This is a genomic window from Paenibacillus montanisoli, from assembly GCF_003268025.1.
GTDB classification, from domain to species: Bacteria; Bacillota; Bacilli; order Paenibacillales; family Paenibacillaceae; genus Paenibacillus_Z; species Paenibacillus_Z montanisoli.
Genome location: NZ_QLUW01000003.1, coordinates 15,644 through 41,367 on the forward strand (window position 1 = coordinate 15,644; position 25,724 = coordinate 41,367).

The 25,724-nt window shown below is 52.4% G+C and carries 18 protein-coding genes and 1 pseudogene; 18 read left to right on the forward strand and 1 reads right to left on the reverse strand.

Annotated features, from left to right (window positions below):
• Positions 1-20 precede the first annotated feature (20 nt).
• Positions 21-647: a GntR family transcriptional regulator gene (locus tag DL346_RS16030; RefSeq protein ID WP_112883177.1), complete on the reverse strand. Its 627-nt coding sequence runs from the start codon at positions 645-647 to the stop codon at positions 21-23.
• Positions 648-1,087: 440 nt separating this feature from the next.
• Here DL346_RS16030 and DL346_RS29975 point away from each other — a divergent pair, with 440 nt between their 5' ends.
• From DL346_RS29975 to DL346_RS16120, 18 genes and pseudogenes are all read left to right on the forward strand, one after another.
• The gene (locus DL346_RS29975) at positions 1,088-4,903 is read left to right on the forward strand and encodes a right-handed parallel beta-helix repeat-containing protein (protein WP_112883178.1); all 3,816 of its coding nucleotides are present in this window, start codon (positions 1,088-1,090) and stop codon (positions 4,901-4,903) included.
• A 219-nt stretch (positions 4,904-5,122) separates the two neighbouring features.
• Positions 5,123-7,426: an S-layer homology domain-containing protein gene (locus DL346_RS16040; RefSeq protein WP_165822532.1), complete on the forward strand. Its 2,304-nt coding sequence runs from the start codon at positions 5,123-5,125 to the stop codon at positions 7,424-7,426.
• Between the two features lie 243 nt (positions 7,427-7,669).
• Positions 7,670-9,256 (forward strand): FAD-dependent oxidoreductase, encoded by a 1,587-nt coding sequence (locus DL346_RS16045; protein ID WP_112883180.1) that lies wholly within the window; start codon positions 7,670-7,672, stop codon positions 9,254-9,256.
• Between the two features lie 28 nt (positions 9,257-9,284).
• Entirely contained in the window at positions 9,285-10,346 is a 1,062-nt protein-coding gene (locus DL346_RS16050) for a Gfo/Idh/MocA family protein (RefSeq protein ID WP_112883181.1), read from the forward strand.
• Positions 10,347-10,366: 20 nt separating this feature from the next.
• A complete protein-coding gene (locus DL346_RS16055; RefSeq protein ID WP_112883182.1) occupies positions 10,367-11,206 on the forward strand; it encodes a Gfo/Idh/MocA family oxidoreductase in 840 nt (279 codons plus the stop codon).
• Positions 11,207-11,401: 195 nt separating this feature from the next.
• Complete coding sequence (locus DL346_RS16060) at positions 11,402-12,265, forward strand: MurR/RpiR family transcriptional regulator (RefSeq protein WP_112883183.1); 864 nt, start codon at positions 11,402-11,404, stop codon at positions 12,263-12,265.
• A gap of 224 nt (positions 12,266-12,489) precedes the next feature.
• A complete protein-coding gene (gene murQ / locus DL346_RS16065) occupies positions 12,490-13,398 on the forward strand; it encodes an N-acetylmuramic acid 6-phosphate etherase (protein ID WP_112883184.1) in 909 nt (302 codons plus the stop codon).
• A 44-nt stretch (positions 13,399-13,442) separates the two neighbouring features.
• The gene (locus DL346_RS16070; protein WP_338066314.1) at positions 13,443-14,411 is read left to right on the forward strand and encodes a GNAT family N-acetyltransferase; all 969 of its coding nucleotides are present in this window, start codon (positions 13,443-13,445) and stop codon (positions 14,409-14,411) included.
• Between the two features lie 119 nt (positions 14,412-14,530).
• Positions 14,531-15,670, forward strand: a complete 1,140-nt coding sequence (locus DL346_RS16075) for an exo-beta-N-acetylmuramidase NamZ family protein (RefSeq protein WP_112883972.1) — start codon at positions 14,531-14,533, stop codon at positions 15,668-15,670.
• Between the two features lie 153 nt (positions 15,671-15,823).
• Positions 15,824-16,756, forward strand: coding sequence for an N-acetylglucosamine kinase (locus DL346_RS16080; RefSeq protein ID WP_112883185.1), 933 nt, complete (start codon positions 15,824-15,826; stop codon positions 16,754-16,756).
• Between the two features lie 297 nt (positions 16,757-17,053).
• Positions 17,054-18,145 carry a serine hydrolase domain-containing protein gene (locus DL346_RS16085; RefSeq protein WP_240633227.1) on the forward strand — a complete coding sequence of 364 codons (1,092 nt, stop codon included), beginning with the start codon at positions 17,054-17,056 and terminating at the stop codon, positions 18,143-18,145.
• Positions 18,146-18,234: 89 nt separating this feature from the next.
• A pseudogene (locus DL346_RS29815) lies at positions 18,235-18,887 on the forward strand (PIG-L deacetylase family protein).
• Positions 18,888-19,052: 165 nt separating this feature from the next.
• Complete coding sequence (locus tag DL346_RS16095) at positions 19,053-19,985, forward strand: ABC transporter permease (RefSeq protein WP_240633230.1); 933 nt, start codon at positions 19,053-19,055, stop codon at positions 19,983-19,985.
• A gap of 18 nt (positions 19,986-20,003) precedes the next feature.
• A complete protein-coding gene (locus DL346_RS16100) occupies positions 20,004-20,933 on the forward strand; it encodes a carbohydrate ABC transporter permease (RefSeq protein WP_112883186.1) in 930 nt (309 codons plus the stop codon).
• Positions 20,934-20,991: 58 nt separating this feature from the next.
• Positions 20,992-22,506, forward strand: coding sequence for an ABC transporter substrate-binding protein (locus DL346_RS16105; RefSeq protein WP_165822533.1), 1,515 nt, complete (start codon positions 20,992-20,994; stop codon positions 22,504-22,506).
• 167 nt (positions 22,507-22,673) lie between these two features.
• Positions 22,674-23,315 carry a GntR family transcriptional regulator gene (locus tag DL346_RS16110; protein ID WP_112883188.1) on the forward strand — a complete coding sequence of 214 codons (642 nt, stop codon included), beginning with the start codon at positions 22,674-22,676 and terminating at the stop codon, positions 23,313-23,315.
• 92 nt (positions 23,316-23,407) lie between these two features.
• Complete coding sequence (locus DL346_RS16115) at positions 23,408-24,556, forward strand: mandelate racemase/muconate lactonizing enzyme family protein (RefSeq protein WP_112883189.1); 1,149 nt, start codon at positions 23,408-23,410, stop codon at positions 24,554-24,556.
• A gap of 143 nt (positions 24,557-24,699) precedes the next feature.
• Positions 24,700-25,638 carry an SMP-30/gluconolactonase/LRE family protein gene (locus DL346_RS16120; protein ID WP_112883190.1) on the forward strand — a complete coding sequence of 313 codons (939 nt, stop codon included), beginning with the start codon at positions 24,700-24,702 and terminating at the stop codon, positions 25,636-25,638.
• Positions 25,639-25,724: the final 86 nt, after the last annotated feature.

Below are 25,724 nucleotides of genomic sequence, written 5' to 3' on the forward strand. Positions count from 1 at the left end.
TGTTCCCAAACCCGCAATCGCTAGACCCAGGTTTGCTTAAGCATGCGCAAATAGCGGTTAAGCGCTTCCGAGAAGCTGTCGGTTCCGGCGTCCAGCCGAAGAAGCAGCGTACATAGCGTATCCGCCATCTCATTGCTGTATGGTGAGGCCCAGCGTCTCCGGTTGCCGGACCAGAACAGGCGCGAGGCGCTGCGGGCGAGCGTTTGCCGCATTTCCTCATTGTGGCTGAGGGCCAGAATGCGGCTGAGAAAATCAAGCTCTAGACGGCATAGCGCGATTTCATCGACGCCGGCGTCCAGCTGCGCGTTCAGCTCTTCGAGCAGCTGGCGGGAGAGCTCTCCAAGCGCTGCTTTATCGCGCATGCGAACACTGGTTACCGCGAATAGCAGCAGCGCGGCAACCAGTTCCAGCAGATCGCCGACCCGCTGGGCCGATGAATCCAGCACCAGCACGCCGTGCTTCGGGATGATGCGCAGGAAGCCTTCGTTCTCAAGCTGCTGCAGCGCGGCCCGAACCGGCGTGCGGCTCATGTCGAGCTGGCTGCTCAGCTGAACCTCGGAGGTGACGCTGCCTTTGGCAAGTACGCCCGTTACGATTTGCTCATAGATGCGATGATACGCTTCATCGCGCAGCGAGTGGCGGGACATGTTCGGCCATTCTCCTCCTGTCCTGTTGTTAAGTGGTAGTATAACATAGGAATTAACCCAAAAGCCCTTGATATACAAGGGTTTTTCTTGTTTTTTAAGGCAATTGGATCCAATTTGATAAGGAATGGATTGCAGCCGCAACCAAGCTGTCGTAGGAAGTCACTCCTCAAATAAGTGGTAGTCTGGTGGTAGCGCATATGGAAGTATTTTTTTTTTATGATAGTACATAAGCGATTGGTTCCGTTCGGGCTTGGGGAAGATTCGGAAAGCCAAAAATATGTGAAGAATCACCATTTGATAAAGTCCGCAGCCTTGATCCCGTTCATGTAAGTGGTTTGATTTGACCGGTGTAACTGCAGTTGCAGCATCAGTTAGCTGGAGTTTAACTTCGTCCATTGTACAGCAAGCGATAGACAAAAAAATAACCCGAGGAGGCCACTATGCTTAAAAAGTCTACGCTGTCATTTTTGGTATACATTTTATTATCATCAAATCTCCCAATGATCGGTGAGTTTGTACAAAGCAAAGCCCACGCTGAATCATTGGAAATCGTAGTAACGAACACATCCGCAATCATCGATGGCAATATTGGCAGTGTATCCATGCTAAAAGCGGAACCGGGACCCCTCAACGATCCTACCATCTCTTTTATGGAGGCGCTGAAGGCGGTCAATAATACTGGGCCAGGTTACACTATTCGGTTCGATCCGTCGCTTAAGGGGAAAGAGATCGACCTGCCTACGCCAACGTTAGCCCTAACGGATAAGGGGTATGACAACACTGCAGCCGTGTTGGATGTTCCTTTCACGACGATAGACGGGGATGTCGACGGCAACTCAAAACCCGACATCATGCTAAAAGCATTTGATTGGACGATAATCGATAATAAATTGTGGTATATCTATTCTCTTGGAATCAATTCCGATCACAATGTCATCAAAAACCTTGCCATATCCGGTATTGTGATAGACAAAGCCGGTGCTTTCGAAAACAAGATTATTGGAAATTACGTAGGTTTAACTTTGGAGAGTCAATCCAGAGGGCATGTAGCCAGCGGTATTAATATAGGTTTCGACGCACATCACAACGTAGTTGAAGGAAATCATATTGCGGGATTAAAAAATGACGTTGGTGGAACGAGAGGTCGCGGCATCGGCGTCGATATATACGAGAACGCCAACAACAACATTCTGAAAAACAACTGGATCGGCATTAGCCCGGACGGAGCGGCTATTCCGAATGATATCGGCGTAATGCTCGAATTAGGAGCCCATCACAATCTGATCGGAGGCTCACGGAGCACGTCCCAGTGCGAAGAGACCTGTAATGTCATAAGCGGAAATAGCGTGGCAGGCATTTATATCACGGATCCCAACACAAAGGATAACCAAATAAGCGGTAATTATATCGGCGTCAATGCAGCCGGTACAGGTGCGCTTCCAAATGGGGTTGATGGTGGCGTATTCATAACCAATCAAGCCAGTTATAACGTAATCGGGGGGCTTCGAGGCACAAGCTTCTGCCAATTCGAATGCAATCTCATCTCAGGAAATGCAGGACCGGGCGTTTTCCTAAAAGACCCCGGAACCATGCAAAATAAAATAAACGGCAATTATATCGGAACCGGAATAGACGGAATAGCCGCGTTTCCGAACATTTACGGCATTCTCATCTTGGACGGCCCCAGCAAAAACACCGTGGGCAGCGTAGATGTCGCAGAGCCGTATTCTTGCGCTCCGAATTGCAATGTCATTCGCCATAATCGCAATGATGGCGTGGCCGTATCCGGACCGGACAGCATTGGCAATTCTATCCGCGGCAACGAGATCGGAGAGAACGAGGGATTAGGCATTAATCTGGCAGGGAGCGACGTCTCGAATGACAATAAAGTAACGCCGAATGACGTACCTAACGATTCCGACAGCGGTCCTAACGATCTCATGAATTTTCCGACGGGCGTGGCCGCCCATTACAATACGAAAACAGCCAAAACAACGGTAAGCGGATGGCTGGATCATAGCGGCGCGAATAACGCCGTCGTTGACGTCTATGCCGTCAAAACCCTCGATCCCGGAGGTTTCGGGGAAGGGGAACGGTATTTGGGTTCGACCAAGCCGTCCAAAGACGGGGCGTGGCGACTGGAGCTCAATGGGCAATTGCCGACAGGGTATTCCTTTGTCTCCGCCACGGCGACTTCCGCCTCGGGATCGACTTCGGAATTCTCGGCCGTCTGCGGCGATCCGGATCGTAACGGCAATCCCGATAATGACGGCGATACGTTATGTGACGATTGGGAAAAGAAAGGAATCGACTACAATGGAGATGGCTTCTCCGATATTTTATTGACCGACGCCAATCCCGATCGGCCGGATATTTACGTTGATGTCGATTATATGGTCGATAACGGAAATGGGCCTTCTCCGAACCTCAACGATCCAACCTTCAATTTACCCCATAGCCACAAACCGAAGGATGAAGCGCTCGCAGAGGTCATCGACGCTTTCGACCGCAATGGAGTCAGTCTTCATATCACGCCGGGGGAAGAGATGGAACCTATCGCTGAAGATGGAAATCTTGGAAATCTTGGTATTCTTCCAATCTCTGATCTTTCTTCAACGCCCGGTGCCGTCGCTACATTTGCCGATCTTAAGATGGGGAAGACAGGTAGCGCATGCGGGGAGCAAAGCAACGCGCATTTCGGTACGCAGGATGATCGAAAGGTCGATCAAAATCACGCCAATTGCGAGAATATTCTAGGAGCGCTACGTTTGAGTTTCCGGTATGCCATTTTCGGACACCATATTGCTGAAGAATACGACCCTAATGCTTTGGTTGGTCACACCGGCGTAGCAGAATCGTCCGGAAACGATTTCTTTATCGCGCTTGGTTTTATTGAAAGGTACGCTAGGGACGTTGCTAATTCATTCAAATCGGCTACGCCGCAGGAGATTCAGAAGATTTATGATCGGGAAGTCATCGATCTGCAAGCGGCTACCTTTATGCACGAATTAGGCCATACGCTTGGTCTTGGCCATGGAGGCACCCTGGTTCCCTCCCAGGTTCCCTTTTTCGATGCTAATTATAAACCGAACTATTTCAGCGTCATGAATTACGCCTACCAATTCAACGGTCGTGGTAAACCGGCAAAAAACTATATCGGTGAGGTCGATTCGACGGGGCAAGTAAGAGTAAACCGTCCGCTGGACTATTCGAAGGGTACGGCCCTGCCGCTGAAGGAGCTCGAATTGAATGAATTCGAGGGAATTGTAGTCCCGCAGGCAGGATGGCCTAATGTTTTATTCCAATCAAAAGGTGTAAAATACGTAGCGCCTGCAGAACAAGGGATAGACTGGAACATGAACGGCATACCGGAAGAAGACACCATGGAGGACCTGAACAACGATGGGATAGTAGAAGAGATGCTTGATCACGACGATTGGAGAAATCTGGATTACGATTTCCGGGGATCAGTCGCAAAGGGTGACGCGCAGTTTGGCAAAAACAATGAACCGGAGCTTACCAACAAAGATTATCTAACACTTATCTTAGGCGACGATTTCGATGACGATGGGACGACAACGAGAACCGATAATTGTCCAGTCATCTCCAACCCTGGGCAAGAGGATAGCGACGGCGATTCCATCGGTGATGCCTGTTCGTTGGCAAACTTATCCTTCCAATCCAAAATGCCGGTGAACACTGTGAACAGCGCAACCGTTACCTTGTATAACCCAGCGCCCGTCGGCGGTGTCCATGTGGTATTAGAAAGCAGCGATCCGGCCATTGCCGAAGTACCCTCTATAGTCACGATCCCAGCAGGGGGACGCATTGCCACCTTTGATATATCGTCGAAACAGACGAAGGGCGTCGTTACTATATCTGCACACTTTGGATCAAGTGCTTTATCTCAAGAGTTGAAAGTGATAGTGAATGTTCCGTCATCGACGTCACCGATATCGTATCTCTATGAAGATGGAGGCGAAATTAATCAGGCTTACGACGAAAGCTTAAACCCTTCAGTCAGCGGTGACGGATCGACCATTGTAAGCATGGACAATAATTGTCTCACGGCCGACTGTACTTACGGAATAAGTATCTTTAGTAGTGATGGTGAAAATAAACGCATCGAAGTTCCGAGTGCATGGTTACCGGTTGTCTCGTATGACGGACAATATATTTTATACTCGGAAGCAGATGATAGCCCCTGGTTGTTTCAACAACATTCCTTATATCTTTATGATGATCATACCGAATAAACGATTCTAATCACAGATAGAATAGCATTCAGTACTCAAATGATTGATCCCATCGCTGATGTAAGTCATGAAGGACGGAAACCACAGTATGCGATCAGCGCGAATGGCAGATTTATCGCTTATTTCGAACAGACGAGAATTGATTCTATTCATTCTGTGCAAATTGACCTCATCGTGATGGATAGGCAAACAGGGTTAAAGGAGCCAATCGTAAAATCGTTGTACCCAATCAGCGACATTTACAATCTTCATACATCCGAAATTTCCATGTCGGCAGACGGACGGTACATTGCGTTTACCACGAGCAAAATCGATCCGTTAGGAGCGGATTTTGACCAGAAGAACCGAGTCTTCATTTACGATACGAAGTTAAGAAAGTTCAAGCCTGTCGGAACGAAGGTGGACGGTTCGAGCGGCAATGTTTCCGGGTACTTTCCTTCTATTAGTCCGGATGGGCGATATGTGGCTTTTGCTTCCAAGGATACTGATTTGTTTAATGGAGATACGTCTTATACGTATAATATATTCGTTTACGATCGGGAATTAAGCACGACGAGAGTGGTTATGACTCCCGGAGAAAATACCGTATTCGCTCCCACTCTCCAAATTACCGCGGGCGGAACGGGCGTCATCTATGACTGGGAACATCAAATCTATTATACCGATCTGGGCGGAGGAGACCCGGTTCTCGTCACGCACTCGCCTGCGGGAGAGCCTAGCAACGGTTGGAGCGGTTTATATGATTCTTTGAGCAGCAGTGCCGACGGGAGAACCTTGGCATTCGCTAGTAATGCAACCAATTTGGCGGAACCGGAACGTGCTTTAGAGTACATTAATTCAAGTTATACGTATCGTGCGGATACGAGCAAACTCATTTCCGCCTCACATCCGCCCTTATGGCCGGTAGGTGCGTCACTCGCCTCCCCGGAGCAAGGGACGAAGTACATCATGCTTCAATGGCCGGCCGTTACCGGTACGGATGTTGCCTTTTATCAAATTTATCGAAACGGCGAACTGATCAGCTTGCAAAAGGAAACGTACTTTATGGACACCGGTCTTGAGCCGGGTACTGCCTATGAGTACCAGGTTATCGGCGGCAACGATCGATTCGAATGGAATGAAGGGCTCCCCCGCTTGATTGTATCTACTAAAACCGGCGAAGAAGAGCTCCCGCAATGGCCTTCCGGCGCGCAAGTGACGGCAACAGCTTCGGTGACCGGAGTGTCGTTGCGTTGGCCTGCTGCAATTGATCTCATAGGAATTGACCATTACTTGATCGAATTTGGCGAGAATCAAGTTCTGGTGGATGGCGATCAGACGGGAATCGACATTCCCGGATTGCTGCCGGGAACGGAGTATACCTTCCGCCTTCATGCCGTTAATGCTTCCGGACAGTCGACGGCTGAGGCATTAACGGCCAACGTTCGAACGTTATCTTCTTCCGATTCGGGCGATGGTGGAGGCAGCGGCGATGGTGGCAACGGTGGAGGCAGCGGCGATGGTGGTGGCAACGGTGGCAACGGTGGAGGCAGTGGCGATGGTGGTGGCAACGGTGGCAACGGTGGAGGCATCGGCGGAGGCAGTAGCGGCGGAGGCGGAACAACGCAACCGAGCGAAGATTTGGATTTATTCGTGCATTGGAACGAGCCCGTGCAATTAGATATTCATCGGTTAAAGCCACCGGCGGATCCGGTAGTTAACGTCACTTGGCTTACGGACATGTTCCAGATTGGGATGGCTGGAAATCAGCCGTGGCAGACCCCGGTTGAGATATCCTTCCGTTACGATCAATCGGCTGCCGGTTCCCGCGACATCCGAAAGGCGGCGTTATTTCGCCGTTCTACTGAAGATCCGACCCAATGGATATATGTTGGAGGTTGGGCGGATACGGCAAACGGTCAATTAACGGCTAAGATCGATCGTTCCGGGATATATGCGGTACGCTTGACGGAGGTTACCTTTGAAGATTTGGCAGGTCATTGGGGCAGGGCGGACATTGAGGCGCTCGCTTCCCGCGGCATCGTGAACGGGACGGGAACCGGAACGTTTAAACCAAAGGGTACCGTTACCCGGGCAGAATTCATTAAAATGCTAGTAATTGGACTGGCTGGAAATAAGCTAGAGAATTCGGATTCCATGCCATCCCCCATGCTATCCGACGTACGGCAGCAAGATTGGTTCTATAGTTATATGAAGCTTGCCGCTACCCTTGGATGGGTGAAAGGCGACGGATTAGGTCTATTCCGGCCGAACGATCCGGTTACCCGCGAGGAAATGGCGGTGCTTTTGATAAATGCCTTGGGATTAAGCGAATCTGAGAAGCCGGATTCAAGACTTCCCGATCATTTTTCCGATAGAATAGATGTGACCGACTGGGCGAAATCGTCCGTCTCCTATGCAGTCTCGAAACAATGGATACGAGGTCTGAGCGAAACCAAGTTGGCACCAAAGGCTGTCACGACACGCGCACAAGCCGCCGCTCTTATCATGAGGGTATTAACGGAAATAGAAAGCGGAAAGTAGGAACACAAAAAGATTTGCATTCGTTTAATAAATATGCAAATGCACTTTTTACCAAGCGCTCCAGTTATGGGGCGTTTTTTTTTATCTCTACTAAGGCCAAATTCATGAAGAATTTCATGTGTTCACCGGACATCTTCCCCGATCAAATTCTCTATCAGGATTACAGGATTACCGCAATTAATTGCTCCCTTATAGTCCAATCAGTGATAAGATGATAGCATCCAATCTTTACCTGAAAGGGTGATGGACATAGGAGTGACAGCAGATATTTTGGTAATTGGCGGAGGGCTCGGGGGTTGCGTGGCAGCATTGGCTGCTGCCAAAAGCGGACTTCGTGTCATCCTCACGGAGGAAACGGATTGGCTTGGCGGCCAACTGACCAGCCAGGCGGTTCCGCCGGACGAGCATCCCTGGATCGAAAGCACGGGCTGCACGCGTACCTATCGGGAGTTTCGCGAGCGCGTCAGGCGCTATTACCGCGAGAATTATCCCATGAAAGAAGAAGTACTCCGAAATGACAGGCTGAACCCCGGCAATGGTTGGGTAAGCCGGCTTTGCCATGAACCGAAGGTAGCGCTTCGGATAATTGAAGACATGCTTGCCCCTTATGTGAGCAGCGGCCGGATAGTTACACTGATGGAGCATAAGCCCATTGATGCCGTAGTAGCCGGAGATTTCGTGAAATCGGTAACCGTTTCCCATACGGCCACAGGAAAGGAGCTGACGATAGAAGCGGCCTGCTTCCTGGATGCCACCGAATGCGGCGATCTGTTGCCGATCGCGGGCATCGAATACGTAACCGGGGCTGAATCCCGCGCGGACACAGGAGAGCCCCATGCTCCCGAGCAATCGGATCCGGATGACATTCAATCGATCACTCACGTATTTGCGCTGGACTACTTGGAAGGACAAGACTTCACCATAGAGAAGCCGCAGCAATATGACTTCTGGCGTTCCTTCGTGCCCGGCTTTTCCAACAATCCGCTGCTGAGCTGGACCATTCCGGATGTTAACGCAACAGACCGAATGAGAGAAATCGCGTTCATGCCAAATGGAACCGACCCGATGCCGCTATGGACGTACCGGCGAATCGTGGACGCGTCGTTATTTGCGGAAGGATTTTATGAAAGCGATATCACGCTCGTCAATTGGAGCCAGAATGATTATTTTCTGGGGCCGGTCTACAACGTGCCGGAAGAAGAGAGGCGCAGGCATTTGGAAGGCGCAAGGCAGCTGAGCCTTTCGCTCGTCTATTGGCTTCAGACGGAGGCGCCGCGCCCGGATGGCGGAAAGGGTTACCCTGGTATCCGGCTGCGCAAGGATGTGTTGGGGACGGAGGACGGACTGGCCAAGCATCCATACATTCGGGAATCTCGGCGAATCAAGGCCATACAGACGGTCACGGAAAACGATGTGAGCCGGACAATCCGGGGGGAACAGGGAATCCGGCACTACAAGGACAGCGTCGGAGTGGGCAGTTATCACCTGGACCTGCACCCGACCACGCGAACAAACCGGATGTGGTACATTCCCAGCTACCCGTATGAGATCCCGCTGGGCGCGCTGCTGCCGGTCCGGATTAAGAACGTGCTGCCGGCATGCAAGAACATCGGGACAACGCAAATTTCGAACGGCTGTTACCGAATGCATCCGACGGAATGGAACATCGGCGAATCCGCCGGCTATCTCGCCGCTTATGCGGTCAAGCAAGGGATTACGCCGCATCGGGTTCGCGAGGATGCCGGCCATTTGCAATCGTTCCTGGAACTGCTGGAACGGGAAGGGGTTCAGACCCATTGGCCGGATGACGTTCTCAATAATCACGGTTAAAAGAAAAAAATAACCCAGGAGGTACAACATGACCAAGAAGATTAAGGTTGCCGTCATCGGCTGCGGCACGATTGCCAATTCCGCCCATATCCCGGCATACATCGCCAATCCGGATGCGGAGATCAAATATTTCTGCGACATTATCCGCGACAAGGCCGAAAAAGCCGTTAAGGACTACGGCTGCGGTACGGCTGTGGAGAACTACCGGGAAGTATTGAACGATCCCGAAATAGAAGCGGTATCCATCTGCACGCCGAACAATGTCCACTCCACGATCGCGATCGACTGCCTGCGCGCTGGCAAAAACGTTTTATGCGAGAAACCGGCCGCACGCACCTACGCCGAAGCGCTCGAGATGCAGAAGGTCCAGCACGAAACGGGGAAAGTACTGAATATCGGAGTGGTAAACCGGTTTAATACCGGCGTTAACATCATCAAAAAAATGATCGAAAACGGCGAGTTAGGCGAAATTTACCATGTATACGTCAGCTTCCGTTCTCAGCGTTCTATTCCGGGACTCGGCGGCGCCTTCACCACCAAGGCGATCGCAGGCGGCGGAGCCTTGATCGACTGGGGCGTGCACTTCCTCGACATCGTCATGTATTGCACGGGAGATCCGCTTCCGAAGACGGTTACAGGGCAGGCTTACAGTAAATTGGGCCGCGACATGAAGAACTATTCTTATTTGAACATGTGGGCAGGTCCGCCTAACTATGAAGGTACGTACGACGTCGACGATTTCGTTACCGCGATGATTCGCACGGAAGGCCCGACTGTAACGCTGAACGGGGCTTGGGCCCAAAACATCGGCGTAGACGAAATGTATATCGACTTCCTGGGGGACAAGGCAGGCATCCGGCTTCAATACGGCTCCGATTTCAAGCTGTACAGCGCGCAGCACGGGGCGCTGTTGGAAACGACTCCGAAATTCAACATGGGGAACATGTTCCAGAATGAAATCGACGCGTTTCTTCAATGCATCGGAAGCGGGGAGAAGTTAGCTTCGCATATTGATACCGTTATTCTCTCTGCACAAATCATGCAGGCGATCTATGATTCGTCGGAGAGCGGCTCGGAAATCAAACTTTAAGCGGACTGAGGTGCTCTGCCATGAAAAAAGTGGGATTTATCGATTATTTTCTTGATGAATGGCATGCGGAAAAGTACCCGGAATGGCTTGAACAGGCATCCGGAGGACAATACAAGGTTATCTATGCATACGGCAAAGCCGATTCTCCGAGCGGCACCTCCAATGCGGATTGGTGCGCGAACAAAGGAATCGAGCTGCTCGGCACGATCGAGGAAGTCGTGGAGAAAAGCGATTGCCTGATCGTTCTGTCTCCGGACCATCCTGAATTTCACGAGGAGCTTTCGCAGCTCCCTCTCCGTTCGGGGAAACCGACATATATCGATAAGACCTTCACGCCGGACCGGAAAACCGCCTTGGCACTCTTTGAACTGGGTCGCCGGTACGGAACGCCGATGTATTCGAGTTCCGCGCTCCGGTTCGCTTCCGAATATGCGGATATTGACCGTGAAGCGATCAGAACGATTGCAAGTGCGGGACCAGGCAGGTTCGAAAACTATTCGATTCACCAAATCGAGCCGATCGTGTCCCTGATGGGCAACCGTCCGCAGCGGCTCATGTGGATCGGAACGGACAATTCCCCAGCGTTGATTATTGATTTTGGGGACGGCAAACAGGCGGAGGTGCGCCATTTCGGCTGGGAGTGCCCGTTCAGCATGACGTTAAACGACGCTTCGGGACATGCGAAATCGATCAAGGTCGAATCGGATTTCTTCGCTTCGTTCATCGAGGGTCTGATTACGTTTTTCGAAACGAGCAAGCCGCTCGTGGAGGAGTCGGAAACGATCGCCATCATCACGATTATCGAATACGGTATGAAGGCGGCGGAGTCCCCTTATCAATGGGTGGAGCTTCCCGGATAAACGGCGGTATCGATTAAAAAGGAGTATGCGCTTTACCGGCAGCATACTCCTTTTCTTATGCGCTTATCCTGGCCGCGATTCCTGTCGTCCGGCGTGAAAATAGCGCGATCGGTAAATCTTCATTGGTTTCTTGTAAATTGTCGATGCCAAGCGTACTATTTAGCTAGAATCCAACAGAATGGGCAGGGAGATGTAATGGCGATACACGATAATATTCTGATCAAGATCCGGGACATGAAGGACAGTCTGACGCCGGTTGAGAAAATGGTGGCCGAATACGTTCTCGCAAACACCGAGGAAATCCCCCACCTTTCCATTAAAAACCTGGCTCAATTCAGTAAGACGAGCGATGCTTCGGTGCTCCGCTTCTGCAAAACCATGGGGTACAGCGGCTACCGCGGCTTCATCGTCAGCATTTCGGCTTCGCTCGGCTACATGGAAGAGGACCAGAAGGATCCGTACACCGACATTCAGCCTGGTGATGATCTTCCCGTCATTATCGCCAATATTTTCCGAAATAACATCAAATCGATCGAGGATACGATCAGCGTCATCAACTGGAACGAGATCGCCCGAGCGATAAAAGTACTGCGGGAAAGCACGCGAATCGTTTTTTTCGGGATCGGCGCCTCCGGACTGGTGTGCATAGATGCGGAACAGAAATTCTCGCGCATCAACAAAATGTGCCATGCCTACACGGACGGGCACAGCCAGCTAACGGCCGCCACGCTACTCGGCAAGGGCGATGTGGCGTTCTTAGTGTCGAACTCCGGCGATACCGCGGAAATCCTGGACGCGCTCGAAATCGCCCGGAAGAATGGAGCCACGACGATCGCCTTGACGAAATATAACAAGAGCGAACTGGCGGACTTATCGAATATCGTGCTCAACATCTCCACGCCAGAGATTACGATGCGAAGCGGGGCAATGGGCTCGCGGATCGCCATGCTCTCCGTCATCGATGTCCTGTTCGCCGGAGTGGCCAGCGCCGAGTATCAGAAGGTCCAGAAGTTTTTGTCAAAAACTCATAACATCCTGGCAGGGAAGCGCAGGAAATAAGTGCTTCCCCGGATGTGGCGCCGCTTTAGAGCGGCTTTTTCTCTATATTGAATGAAATAATAATACAATATTATATTTCATATTGAAAAATAATTTCAAAATCCATTGACGCAACCGTTCGCTAGACCTTAAGATGATTTCATGTAAATACAGCCAGGAGAGTCAGGAAGATCGTCAAACAAAAGGAATGATCGACACCAACAAAACAGGGCGGGAGAATGCATATGAACGAGTACCTTGCGGGATTGACGACGGAGCAGACGAACCGGGATACGCTGGCGATCGACGAAAGTTCGACAGAGCAAATTCTGCGTCTGCTTAGCCAAGAAGATGCCAAGGTTCCTGCTGCGGTCGCAGAGGAAATCCCGCAAATCACGGAAGCGGTTGAGCTTCTGCATCGAGCGCTCAAAAACGGAGGACGAATGTTCTACGTCGGCGCGGGAACGTCCGGAAGGCTGGGCGTGCTGGATGCCTCGGAATGCCCTCCGACCTTCGGCGTCGATCCCGAATTGGTGCAAGGGTACATCGCGGGCGGGGACACCGCGCTTCGGACTGCCGTCGAAGGATTCGAAGACAATGAGGTGGCGGGGGCGGAGTTGATCGAGCGATGCGGCGTGACGAATCGTGACGTCGTCATCGGTATCTCGGCCAGCGGCAGCGCGGAGTTCGTCATCGCGGCTTTGAAGAAAGCGGGAGAGATCGGTGCGGCGACGATTGGCGTGGTGAATAACAAGCGTACGAAGCTGGAAGCTGTTTGTGACATCTGCATTGCCCCCGTCGTCGGTCCTGAGGTGATCATGGGGTCTACGCGGCTCAAGGCGGGCACCGCTCAGAAGCTGGTCTTGAACATGTTGACGACCGCTACGATGGTGAAGCTTGGCAAGGTGTACAATAACTTGATGGTAGACTTGAAGCCCAGCAACCAGAAGCTGGAGGATCGGTCGATCCGGATTTTGCAAATCGCGACCGGCATCGATGCCGAAGGCGCAGCCGCGGCTCTAGAGAAGGCCTCCATGAATTGCAAGCTCGCGATTTTGATGATCGAAACCGGACTTTCCGCTCCGGAAGCGCAAGCGGCACTCGATCTGAGCGAAGGCAACCTCAAGGCAGCGATCCACGCGTGCCATTCATAGGCTCGTTCCGACGGAAAAACTGAAGTTGACGGGAGATGGACATAATGATGCTCTCGACATGGGAAGACCGGTTTACGCAAGCTGTTATTTCATTATGGAATGCGGAAGCGGTCCAGGAAGGTTACAAGGAGTTGACTGACCAGACCTTCCGGCAGATTTTCCGGTCCAGCCCCTACTTCGATCCGGAAAATACGTTCGTGCTGCAGGATGGCAACGAAGTGAAAGGGTTCGCATGCGGCTGTACGGGGGACGATCTGCCGATGGGGGACATTGCGGGGTACATCACCTGCATCGTGCTGGCAAAGGACAGCTCCACGGAAGAAAATTTCGCGGTGATGCTGGAAGCGTTGGAACAGCGTTTTCGGACACTCGGCAAGAAGCAAGCGGAAGTGCTGTTTTTCAACCCGATGAGGCTGCCCTGGTATATTCCGGATACGCCGAAGCATGAGCACAACAATGCGCCTGGCGTGCCGGTCGACGGCACTTTGTTTCCGTTTCTGCTGAGCCGCGGTTATAAGGAGCGTTCCCGGCAAGAAGCCATGTATCTCCCGCTTGCGGACTTCGTTGTGCCGGAGGAGAGCCGGGCGAAGGAAATGAAAGCGCTTGCCGAAGGATACGTTGTGGGACTGCTCGATCCGGGTTCCGTTCACGACGTGTCGGACTTGCTGGATCGATTAAACAATCCCCTGTGGTCTAAGGAAATCCCGGAATGCCTCCGGGACGGGGTGCCAGTCGTGCTTGCCGCTTGCCGGGGGCAAGCGGCTGGATTTGCCGGGCCGGTCATTCGCCAAGAGAACGGCCGAGGGTATTTTACCGGTATGGGGGTTCATCCTGAGCACGAGGGGCACGGACTGGGCTCTCTGCTGTTTTTCAAGCTTTGTGATGCGTTCCAGGACATCGGGACGGATTACATGTCTTTGTACACCGGTGAAACAAATCCGGCCAAGCGTATTTACGAGAAGGCCGGGTTCCGGACCGTCAGGGAGTTTGCCGTCATGAGAAGAGAGCTGTAAGCCGTTTGCCGCAAGGCTGTCCTGAAGCGTCTACGCACTTCTGCGGACAGCCTTTTATCGTTCGGGGACAAGAGGCTTTCCCAGTCATTATTTTTCAAGGAGGCCATACACGCATGGTCATGGTCCGCAACGGCATCGACAATATAGAGTCCTCCGCCCATCTGCTGCGGGGCAAACGTTTGGGCTTGATCACGTCTCCGACGGGATTGACGCAAGATTTCGTTTCGACGATCGAAATCTTGAACGAGCGGTTCCATCTCGCCGCCCTATTCTCGCCGGAGCACGGGGTGCGGGGCGATCAGGACGCCGGAGATCCGGTGGACACATACGTAGATTCGATCACTGGCGTTATGGCGTACAGTCTGTACCGCAAAGATTCTAAACGGCTGACGCCTGAGATGCTCGACCAGGTGGACATGGTCGTATACGATATCCAGGACGTGGGCACGCGGTATTATACGTTTATTTATACGATGCTGTATGCGCTGGAAGATTGCGCGAAAGCCGGTAAGCCTTTCGTTGTGCTCGATCGGGTCAATCCGCTGGATGGCGTGACGGTAGAGGGCAACGTTCTGAAGCCGGGTTACCAGTCCTTCGTCGGCAACTACCCGCTTGCGGTACGCTACGGTCTGACGGCTGGGGAAGTCGCGACGATGGCGAACGCGGAAATGGGCTGGAACGCCGATCTGCACGTCGTGCGCTGTGAAGGCTGGGAGCGCGGCATGTTGTTCCCGGAAACCGGCCGTACGTGGGTGCATCCTTCCTTGGGGATCCCGCGGTTCGAGACGGCGCTGCTGTATCCCGGCACCTGTCTGTTCGAGGGAACAAACCTGTCGGAAGGTCGTGGCACGACGTTCCCGTTCGAAATGATCGGGGCTCCGTACATCGAACCGGAACGATTGGCGGATGCAATGAACGGCTATGCGCTGCCGGGAGTTCGATTCCGGCCGGTTTATTTCAAACCGACGGCTTCGAAGCATCAGGGCGAGCGCTGCGGGGGCGTGCAGTTATACGTGACGGACGTCCGCTCCGTGATGCCCATCGAGACGGGCGTCACGCTGCTGGATACGATCCGGCGGATGTTCGCGGAGTTCGCGTTCTTGCCCCCGGTAAAGGAAGGCTCGCGGCCGTTCATTGACCTGTTGTGCGGCGACCGGCTAATTCGGGATGAGTCGCTAGAACTTCCTGCGCTGTTGGAACAATTCCGGGAAGAAAGCCGGGCGTTCGAAGAGCGCAAGCGGCTCTATCACCTCTATTGATTCTGTTACCGGAGATCGAGAAGAATAAAGTGCCGGGGACGATGTCCTTCGTGATCATGACGGATCGGGCCGCTGGTCCGAATTCTGAGTGGAGCAGAGACTCCGCCTGGAACAATTCCCCTGTATCGACTGGGATAAGGACGTGAAGAGCGTATGAAATACGCGGCTGGGTTAGACGGAGGCGGCACGAAAACCGCTGTCGCCATCGTGGACGAGGAGGGCCGGACGATTCGACGTTTCGATTCCGGAGCCATCAACTACAATGGTCAAGACGATGATAGCATTCGCGGGACGTTCAGTGAAATTATTGCGGAACTGGCGGAGGCGTGCGGCGGGCTAAACCGCTGCGCGCACGTCTGCATAGGAGCGGCGGGCGTCAGTAATCCGTCAGTGCCCGCCCGGATGACCGCCGCGATTCGGGATTGCGGATATATGGGTGACCTCACGATCGCAGGCGATCAGGAAACTGCGTTGCATGGAGCGCTGGAGCGCAATAACGGATTGATCGTCATCGCCGGAACCGGTTCTATTTGCTATGGAATAAACGAGTCAGGCATATCCCATCGCACCGGCGGTTTCGGGCATCTGATCGACGACGAAGGCAGCGGCTACAGCATCGGTCGAGACCTGCTCACGGCCGTCGTTCGAGCCTATGACGGCCGGGATTCGGCAACGGTCATTACCCGAATGGTGTTCGATCGACTCGGCTTTAAGTCGGTTGGGGAACTTGTCGGCTTCGTTTATGATCGGAATCGGAACAAGCAAGAAATTGCGGCATTGGCGCCGATCTTATCCGAGGCTTGCGAACAGGGAGACCCGGCTGCCTTGCGCATCGCCGATCGGAGCGCACAATCGCTGGTCGGGCTTGTTGTTCCGGTTGCGGAGAGGCTGTCCCTGCAGCGGGGGACGTTGGCCATGGACGGCAGCGTACTTCTTCATAACGCCCGCTTGCAGGGAGCGTTTCTGTATAACCTTGCCCAGCGTTACCCGGAGATGGCCTGCATTCTTCCGAAACGGGACGCAGCGGCGGGCGCCGCCATGATGGCATTAAGCAAAATGAATGATGTCCCCCCGCCATCCGTCTAGCTTGTCGATTGGCTGAAATGATAACACGAGGAAGCCGAGCCCATCAGGTCAGCTAACTTCAATGCCGCCTGCCGCTGGGGTAGCATAAAAATTCAACAAACAAAATTGTGTTGAAATAAAATTTCAGATCGAATATGATTTTGTTGTAATCGCTTACGTTGGAAATTTTTGACACAGGCTTTGTGTCCTTGCTCGTGAATACTGGAATGCTCAGTCTGATTCTACTCCTGCTCATGTATCTGTTTGCTTAGAAATACTTCGAAGAAAGCGTCGAGCGTACAGGAGGTGTCGGATAAGATGGCGACCGCAGATAAGTTTCAGCAGATGGGAATTGATGAAACGCGTCTTGAAGCCGCCTGGCAATTGCTCGACAGCGAAGTCGAACAAGGCGGGATTCCCGGCGGGACGGTGCTTGTGCTAAGGCGCGGCATGACGGCTATGCACGCGGCGGGATATTCGCTGATCGACGGACAGACGCGAATTTCCGCCACTTCGGATACGGTATACGACTGCGCGTCGCTTACGAAAGTTGTCGTTACGCTGCCGCTCATTTTGCAGCTGGTCGTTCAGGGAAAACTTGCACATGGCGACAAGGTATCCGCCTATTTTCCGGCGTTCTCTGCGAATGGAAAGGGCGAAGTGACGGTGCGGCAGCTGCTTACGCATACTTCCGGAATGGCCGCGCATCGTGATTTCTATTCACACGGACTTGCGCCTGACGATATAATGGCTGCTATCTGTGCCGAGCCGCTCGTTTGCGAGCCGGCTACGAAAGTCGTATATAGCTGTTTGGGTTATATCGTGCTCGGGCGTCTCGTCTCGCGATTGCTTGGGATGACGCTGGATAAGGCGGCGGAGACCTGCTTGTTTCGGCCACTCGGCATGTTTAATAGCTGCTTCAACCCGCCGGAGCCGTGGAAGCCGCGCATTGCCGCGACGGAGTACGATCCGGAGCTTGGAACGTTCAGATGGGGGCGCGTGCATGACGAGAATGCGTTTGCGCTTGGAGGTGTCAGCGGCAATGCAGGCTTGTTCTCCACAGCGGCCGATCTGGCAAGCTACGCTGCCATTTGGCTGGATCGCAGCGGCTCCATGTTTTCCCGTGCTGCGGTGGAGGCGGCCGTGTGCAATGATACGGCTCATCTGGGCGGGGCAGCCCGGGGGCTAGGCTGGGTGCTGCATGGCGACCCAATGGATGCGTCGGGCGATTTGTTTTCCCCGCGCAGTTTCGGACATACCGGATTTACCGGTACGAGCCTATGGATTGACCCGGCGCGCGACTTAGCGGTAATTCTGCTGACCAATCGGGTGCATTTCGGCCGAGACAAGTCGATTGCCGGCTTGCGCGCACGCATGCATAATGCGATTGCGGCATCGCTGACGGATTAGCATCAACTAATCTCATAGAACGAAAGGGATGAAAAACGATGACGGATCAAAAAACGCATATTTTGGCAATCGGCGGACATGCGGGGGATATGGATTTGACGGCGGGGGCTGTTATCGCCAAGTATACCCAAGAAGGGCATCGGGCGACTTTCCTGCATTTGACGCCGGGGGAGAAAGGGCACCCGCGGCTGACTCCGGACGAATACGGCAAGCAAAAAATCGAGGAAGCGCAGAAGTTCGCCGAAATCGTCGGCGCTGACGTTCGTTTCTTGTCTTACAAAGACGCCGAGCTGCCCGTAATGACGAAGTGAAGTACCAGGTGGCGGACATCATCCGCGAGATCAAACCGAATATTATTATCACGCACTGGAAAGGCAGCATTCACATTGACCATTCGAATACGTTCGATATTGTGAACGACGCTCGCTTCTACGCCGGGCTGAAAACGATCGAGCGCGATCTCCCGGCCCATTGGGTCGGCAAATTATATTATGCGGACAACTGGGAGGATCCGTACGACTTTAATCCGGAAGTGTTCATTGATATTCCAGATGAAGCTTACGAAACCTGGGTCAAGGCAATGAACGTGTACGCTTACGCGCGTGGAGAAACGTACGGGTTCCCGTTCATCGAATATTATAAGGCATTGACGATCGTTCGCGGCGCGCCGGTCAATCTGAAGCGGGCGCAGGCGTTCGCGGTGCCGCGGGGCGCATTGAATCGGGTCGGGCAGCACTTGTGAACAGCTTGTAAATATTCAGCGAATTAACTATTAACCTACCATTATTTTATAGTAAATGTAAATTTTGCTTGATTTTTTTATGGTATCAATATATATTTAATATCTAAAATGTAAGCGCTTTAAATGGAAGTGTCGAGCCATTAGACAGCGAGGAGGCTAACTTATTTGCGTGTAAAGCGACGGTTCAACAAGGATGATTTTGAATTGACATTTCTGGCTGTTCCTACTGCAATATGGTTTCTTGCATTCTGCTATGTGCCGATGTTCGGGATCATTATTGCCTTTAAACATTACAGGCCCATACCGGGAAACGGATTTATCGGAAGTTTGCTTAAGAGCAAATTTGCAGGCATCGACAATTTCAAGTTCCTCTTTATGACTCCGGATGCCTGGATCATGTTCCGAAATACGATTTTATACAATGTCGTGTTTATTCTATTGGGCACCTTTGTCACTGTCGCGTTAGCCTTGATGATCTCCCAGCTGCGTTCCAAAATGATGCGGAAATGGACCCAGACGTCCATGTTTCTTCCGCACTTCCTTTCCTGGGTGGTCGTGAGTTACTTCGTATTTGCTTTTCTGAGTTCAGAGAACGGCCTGATCAGCAACATGCTCGAACATTCCGGGGGAGATTCCATTCAATGGTATATGACGCCCAAATACTGGCCTTATATTCTGGTAATCGTTTACCTGTGGAAATCTATAGGGTATGGAATGGTCGTATATTTAGCAAGCATAGCAGGAATTGATGAGTCCTTATATGAAGCCGCCATAATCGATGGCGCCACCAAATGGCAACAGGTCAAATACATAACGCTGCCCATGCTGCAGCCTATCATCCTGATCTTGTTTATTTTATCGGTTGGACGTATTTTTTCCAGCGATTTTGGCTTGTTCTATCAGGTGCCGCGAAACTCCGGCCCGTTGGTAGATGTGACACAGACGATTGATGTGTATGTATACAAGGCGCTTACGGGTCTCAACAATATCGGCTTTGCTTCCGCAGCCGGCGTGTTACAGTCGGTGCTTGGCTTGATTTTTATTTTGGCAGCCAACTGGATCGTGAAGAGAATGAACTCCGAGAACTCGCTATTTTAGCCGAAAGAAGGTAACTGAATGCAATTAAATCGGAGAGAAATGAGTGCAACGGAGAGATTCAACCGTATATCCGTTCCGACCAACATCATCTTCAGTGCGGTATTTATCTTACTTGCATTGATATCGGTGATTCCCCTTATATTTGTAGGCATTATTTCTCTCACGTCCAATGAGTCTATAGAAAAGTTAGGCTATAGCTTCTTTCCGTCGCAATGGTCGTTCGATGCATATTCCTATTTGTGGCATGAGCGCAGTTCCATCGGCACCGCAACTTTTGTCTCGGTTTTTGTAACGGTGGTTGGAACGATTGTGGGCTTGTTCCTCAATGCAACCATGGGATATGTGTTATCCCGCCCAACCTATAAACTCAAAAAGTTTTTTACGATTTTTATTTTCATTCCTATGCTTTTTAATGGCGGTCTGGTTTCATCCTACCTGGTCAACACCCAGATGCTGAAGCTTTCAAACACCTATTGGGCCTTGATCTTGCCTATTGCCGTATCCTCTTTCTACGTGATTATCATCAGGACTTTTTTTCAAACTACGATCCCTGACTCCATTATAGAATCTGCCAAGATCGACGGTGCGAGTCAAATGAGAATCTTCTTCAGCATTGTGCTGCCCATCTCTCTGCCTGTACTGGCGACCATTGGACTGTTCCTTTCTTTTGGTTATTGGAATGACTGGTTCAGCGCCATGCTTTACATCCAGTCCAGCCATCAGGAGCTGTATCCTTTGCAGTATGTTCTGATCAGCATTGAGAAAAACATGGAGTTTCTGAGCCGCAGCGCCCAGTACATGTCACCGGACAGCTCTGGCAGCAAACTTCCATCCGAATCCATGCGCATGGCGATCGTCATGCTCGTGGTGATTCCGATTGCCCTTTCCTATCCGTTCTTCCAGAAATATTTTATCTCCGGCCTAACAATTGGAGCGGTGAAGGGATAAGCCTTAGAAGAGGCAGTACCCGGACTATTCCGGTGCATATATTATGAGGAGGGCGTCTATGAAAAAGAAAGCATTAGCTCTGACATTGGCATGTGGCTTGTTCGCAACAGCGGGGTGTGGCAGCAATAATGACTCTGGAACTTCTGCTAATTCCGATGGCGGATCGAAGAGCGCGAATGAACCTGTAGAATTGATCTGGATCATGGGTGACCCAGGCAAAGTACCTGTAGATCAGGCAAAAGTTGAAGAAGCGCTCAACAAGATCTCCATCCCGGCCATCAACGTAAAAGTGAAGACATTGTATTATGATGATGCAAAAACGAAACTTGCCCTATCATCCGGCGAACAATTTGATATGGTGTTTACTTGCGAGTGGTTCAACAACTATGCCGTACAAGCTCTGGCAGGCTATTTTGCGGACATCACCGATAAAGTGAAGACCTTGACCCCGGCACTCTATGACACCATGCCTGAAGTGGTATGGGATGGCGCTAAAGTAAACGACAAGATTTATGCCATTCCGGTCAAGAAGGACTATGCCGCTGAAATTTACTGGCGCTTCGATAAGGCTCTGTTCGTAGATGACTTGAAGATGACAGTCAATGATAAAATGGACTTCTTTGAGATCGAACCTTTCCTCAAGGCTGCTAAGGATGCATGGAAAGCCGGCGATTCAGCTGCTGCCAATGCGGAATACCCTCTGAAGATGACTAAGGCCGGTTTTGCGGGAATTGCCAGCAGCTATGACATGATTAACAATGATGCCATGCTCGGAATTCCGTATTCCGCGATCGGAACAGCCGACGAAAACAAAATTGTGATCACGTATGAGCATCCTGACCTTACCAACCGTCTTACAGCTCTGCACAAATGGTACGAGGCCGGTTACATCAACAAGGATGCAGCTACCGTTGACGATGTAGGCAAATATTCAGCAATCAAGAATGGCCAGGGTTTCTATGGAGCGGATGCGATCTGGTCCGGTGGCGACGGGTACACTCAGTTGATATCCAAATACAGTGGTCCGTACCTCTCCACCGCTTCCATCCGTGGCGCGATGAATGCGATTTCGGCTAACTCCAAGCATATCGACGAAGCTCTCAAACTTCAGGAATTGATCAACACCAATCAGGAATATCGCGACATTCTCCGTTATGGCATACTGGGCGAACACTGGAATAAGAATGAGGAAGGTCTTGCTGTCCGGACGCAACTTGGCCGCGATAACTACGCTCCATGGGCCTTCTCCCAAGGTTCTTACTCTCTGAGCACGGTAGAGGCTTCCGAAGGCGTCGAAGTAGATCCGAAAATGTGGGAGAAAATTTTCGATAGCTATAAGGATTTGAAAGCTACGAATTCGATCGGATTTGCTTTCGATATCACCAATGTATCTGCACAGGTTGCTGCCATCAAAGTTATTGCAGATAAGTACACAAGCGGACTTAATACCGGAACGCTTGATCCCGCGACTACTTTGCCGAAGATGATGGAGGAATTGGAAGCCGCGGGCATCAGAGATGTTCAGGCGGAAGCCCAGAAACAGTATGATGCTTACGTTGCAAGTAAAAAATAAACCGACTTGGATAGGCGTAGAAACGGCAGCCAGAAATATGGCTGCCGTTTTCGCGCGTAGCTCGCAATAGTAACCAGGCGGCCCGATCGAACTAACGTTAACATGCGTGTGAAGTACTAATTTGATGTAGTATAACATAGAGAGACGATTCGAAAGGGGGCGGCCAAATGGAGAAGCAAGCTGCTACGGTGACGCTGCGTGATCAGGCCTTCGAGGCGATCAAGAAACGGATTGTTAGCGGCGAGTGGCACGGGGGGATGTTTCTGTCCGAAAAAATGCTGAGCGAGCTGCTCGGCATGAGCAAGACGCCGATCCGCTCCGCGCTCGACCGGCTGGAGATGATGGGACTCGTGAAGCTTTCTCCGAAGCAGGGCGTTACCGTGCAAGAGGTGTCGCTCAAGAAAATTCTCGAAATCTACGAGCTGCGGCTGTCGCTCGAAACTTTTGCCGTCCGGCGGCTGACGGGGAAGATGGATGCGGGGTTCTTCGCGGGGCTGGACGCCAACTTGGCGAAGCAGGCCGAAGCGATCGAGCGCGAAGACATTATCCGTTACGTGGAGCTGGATCGGCAATTTCATGCGATGATCATCGCCGGACTGGATAACGAGGAATACACGGAGGTGATGTCGCGCATCCAGGACAAGTTTCTGCTTGTGGTGCGGACCACCTTCGACCGCAATAAGAAGCGGCTAGCCGGAAGCATGGAGGAGCATTGGCAAATCAGGCACGCGCTGGCGGGCACGGACCATGAGCTGTCGGTGAGGCTCATCCAGCGGCATATCGAGTACGTAAAGAAAATCATGCTCTGATGAAGTTGATGTATACAAGTTAGACATCTTGTCGCTCTTGGGGCGCTATGCTACTTTGAATCTATCAAGCGATTGGGAGGCATAGCAAGCAGATGAAAATTACGGATATCCGCACGTACATTCTCGGCAACCCTTGGAAAAACTGGCTGTTCGTGCTCGTCGACACGGATGAAGGCGTTACGGGACTCGGCGAAGGCACGTTGAACGGCTTTGCCAAAACCGTCGAAGCCGCCATCCATGAGCTGAAGCATCTCGTTATCGGACGCGACCCGTTCGATACCGAAACGATCAGCCTTAAGCTGTTCCGCGACGTCTACTCCGACGGCGGGCAAATTCAAGGCTCAGCGCTGGCGGCAATTGAAACCGCTTGCTGGGACATCATGGGCAAGGTGACGAATCAGCCGCTCTACAAGCTGCTGGGCGGCAGCTGCCACGATAAACTTCGCTGCTATGCAAACGGCTGGTACCGCGGTCCGAATACGCCGGAGAATTTCTTCGAGAAGGCGAAGATCGTCGTGGATAAAGGCTATACGGCCTTGAAATTCGATCCGTTCGGCGCGGCGTGGCGGACTGTCAGCCGCCAAGACTTCTCGGCGGCGATCGAAAACATCACGGCGGTCAGGGAAGCCGTCGGCCCGGACGTCGACATTCTCATCGAAGGGCATAACCGCTTCAGCGTAAGTACGGCGCTGCAGTTTGCCGATGCGATGCTGAAATATGAGCCGACCTGGTTCGAGGCGCCGGTTCCGCCGCATCTGATCAGCTCGATGGTCGAGGTGGCGCGGCGCAGTCCGGTGCCGGTAGCCTGCGGCGAGGACTACTACTCGCGGGAACAGTTCGCCGAGCTGCTTCGGCATGACGCGGTGCACATCATTCAGCTGGAGCCGCAGTTCCTCGGCATCTCGGCTTCGAAGCAAATTTGCGGCATGGTGCACGCCCATAACGGCGTCACGGCGCCGCACAGCGCGCAAGGGCCGGTCTGCTCGGTCGTATGCAGCCATTTGAACATGGCGACGCCGAATTTCTATTTGCATGAAATTTTCGATGAGTTTAACGAGCCTTGGGAGGAGCATGTGCTGCAGCCCGCGCTTAAGGTGCAGAACGGCTACTTGCTGCCGCCGGAAGGACCGGGTCTGGGCGTCGAGCTGAATTTGGCGGAAATCGACAAGCATCCGTACCAGGTCGGCAATTGGCTGCCGCTCTTCAAGCAGGGCTGGGAAAAACGCGAAACGGTCAAGTAAACTGACCGAAGCTGACAGGGCGTCCGGAAGCGGGCGCCTTTTCGCTTCATTGGCAAGGGAGCAGGTGATGAGCTTGCAGGGGTGGAACGAGCTCATCGCGAATAATTGGAATGACAACCAATCTGTAAGGGGGATTACGGGAGATGCAGCAATCACAAGCACAATCGTCACGGGAGCAGCAGCATTCACGCAAGGCGGAGCTGGTGCTCGACGCCAGAGCCATATTGGGCGAAGGGCCGTGCTGGAATGCAGAACAGCAGAAGCTTTATTGGGTCGATATTACTGGCGGCTCGTTCAGCCGCTTTGACCCGGCTACGGGGAGCAACGAGACGTTCAACATCGGCAAGCCGGTAGGCGCCGTCGTTTGTGACGCTGCCGACGGCAACGCCGTCATTTTGGCGACGCGGGACGGCTTCGAGCGCTATCACTGCGTGACGGGCGAGCTTACGCCGATCGTCGATCCGGAAGCGCATTTGCCCGAAAACCGCTTCAATGACGGCAAGTGCGACTCAGCCGGCCGCTTCTGGGCGGGGACGATGCAGGATGTCGAGGAGGATGTCACAGGGTCGTTCTACGTGCTCGACAATGATTTAAGCTGCAGCAAGGTGCACGGGGACGTAGGCGTCTCGAACGGCATCGCGTGGAGTCTGGACGAATCGGTGCTGTACTATATCGATTCGATGAAGCAGACGGTGACAGCGTTCGACTATGATCGCGAGTCGGGCACGATCCGCAATCCGCGGTTAGCGATTGATTTCCAGCCGGAGGAGGGCTTCCCGGACGGGATGACGATCGACGGCGAAGGCATGCTCTGGATTGCGCATTGGGACGGCTGGCAGGTGTCCAGATGGAATCCGGCGACGGGCGAGAAGCTGGATTCCGTGTACGTTCCGGTGGCCAAAGCAAGCTCCTGCATCTTCGGCGGCGACGGGCTGGAGACGCTGTACATTACGACGGCAAGCATCGGGTTGACGGAGGAAACGCGCGGCGGCGAGCCGCACGCCGGCGGGCTTTTTGCCTGGAAGCCTGGCGTAAAGGGAACGCCGACGCATTCGTTCCGAAGCGACAAAAGCTTTACTTAATCTTTAACGTTTTCGAGTTCTCTCAATCTATCATTTTTATTTAAAAGAAGTATAGTAAAGATAGAGGCGGGCCGCGCTGAAACGGC

Excerpts from the sequence above, each read along its gene's own strand:
- DL346_RS16120 (WP_112883190.1), top strand. The coding sequence starts at position 24,700 with ATGCAGCAATCACAAGCACAATCGTCACGGGAGCAGCAGCATTCACGC.
- DL346_RS16080 (WP_112883185.1), top strand. The coding sequence starts at position 15,824 with ATGAAATACGCGGCTGGGTTAGACGGAGGCGGCACGAAAACCGCTGTC.
- murQ (WP_112883184.1), top strand. The coding sequence starts at position 12,490 with ATGAACGAGTACCTTGCGGGATTGACGACGGAGCAGACGAACCGGGAT.
- DL346_RS16055 (WP_112883182.1), top strand. The coding sequence starts at position 10,367 with ATGAAAAAAGTGGGATTTATCGATTATTTTCTTGATGAATGGCATGCG.
- DL346_RS16070 (WP_338066314.1), top strand. The coding sequence starts at position 13,443 with ATGATGCTCTCGACATGGGAAGACCGGTTTACGCAAGCTGTTATTTCA.
- DL346_RS16115 (WP_112883189.1), top strand. The coding sequence starts at position 23,408 with ATGAAAATTACGGATATCCGCACGTACATTCTCGGCAACCCTTGGAAA.
- DL346_RS16110 (WP_112883188.1), top strand. The coding sequence starts at position 22,674 with ATGGAGAAGCAAGCTGCTACGGTGACGCTGCGTGATCAGGCCTTCGAG.
- DL346_RS16045 (WP_112883180.1), top strand. The coding sequence starts at position 7,670 with ATGGACATAGGAGTGACAGCAGATATTTTGGTAATTGGCGGAGGGCTC.
- DL346_RS16060 (WP_112883183.1), top strand. The coding sequence starts at position 11,402 with ATGGCGATACACGATAATATTCTGATCAAGATCCGGGACATGAAGGAC.
- DL346_RS16050 (WP_112883181.1), top strand. The coding sequence starts at position 9,285 with ATGACCAAGAAGATTAAGGTTGCCGTCATCGGCTGCGGCACGATTGCC.
- DL346_RS29975 (WP_112883178.1), top strand. The coding sequence starts at position 1,088 with ATGCTTAAAAAGTCTACGCTGTCATTTTTGGTATACATTTTATTATCA.
- DL346_RS16100 (WP_112883186.1), top strand. The coding sequence starts at position 20,004 with ATGCAATTAAATCGGAGAGAAATGAGTGCAACGGAGAGATTCAACCGT.
- DL346_RS16105 (WP_165822533.1), top strand. The coding sequence starts at position 20,992 with ATGAAAAAGAAAGCATTAGCTCTGACATTGGCATGTGGCTTGTTCGCA.
- DL346_RS16075 (WP_112883972.1), top strand. The coding sequence starts at position 14,531 with ATGGTCCGCAACGGCATCGACAATATAGAGTCCTCCGCCCATCTGCTG.
- DL346_RS16085 (WP_240633227.1), top strand. The coding sequence starts at position 17,054 with ATGGCGACCGCAGATAAGTTTCAGCAGATGGGAATTGATGAAACGCGT.
- DL346_RS16030 (WP_112883177.1), bottom strand. The coding sequence starts at position 647 with ATGTCCCGCCACTCGCTGCGCGATGAAGCGTATCATCGCATCTATGAG.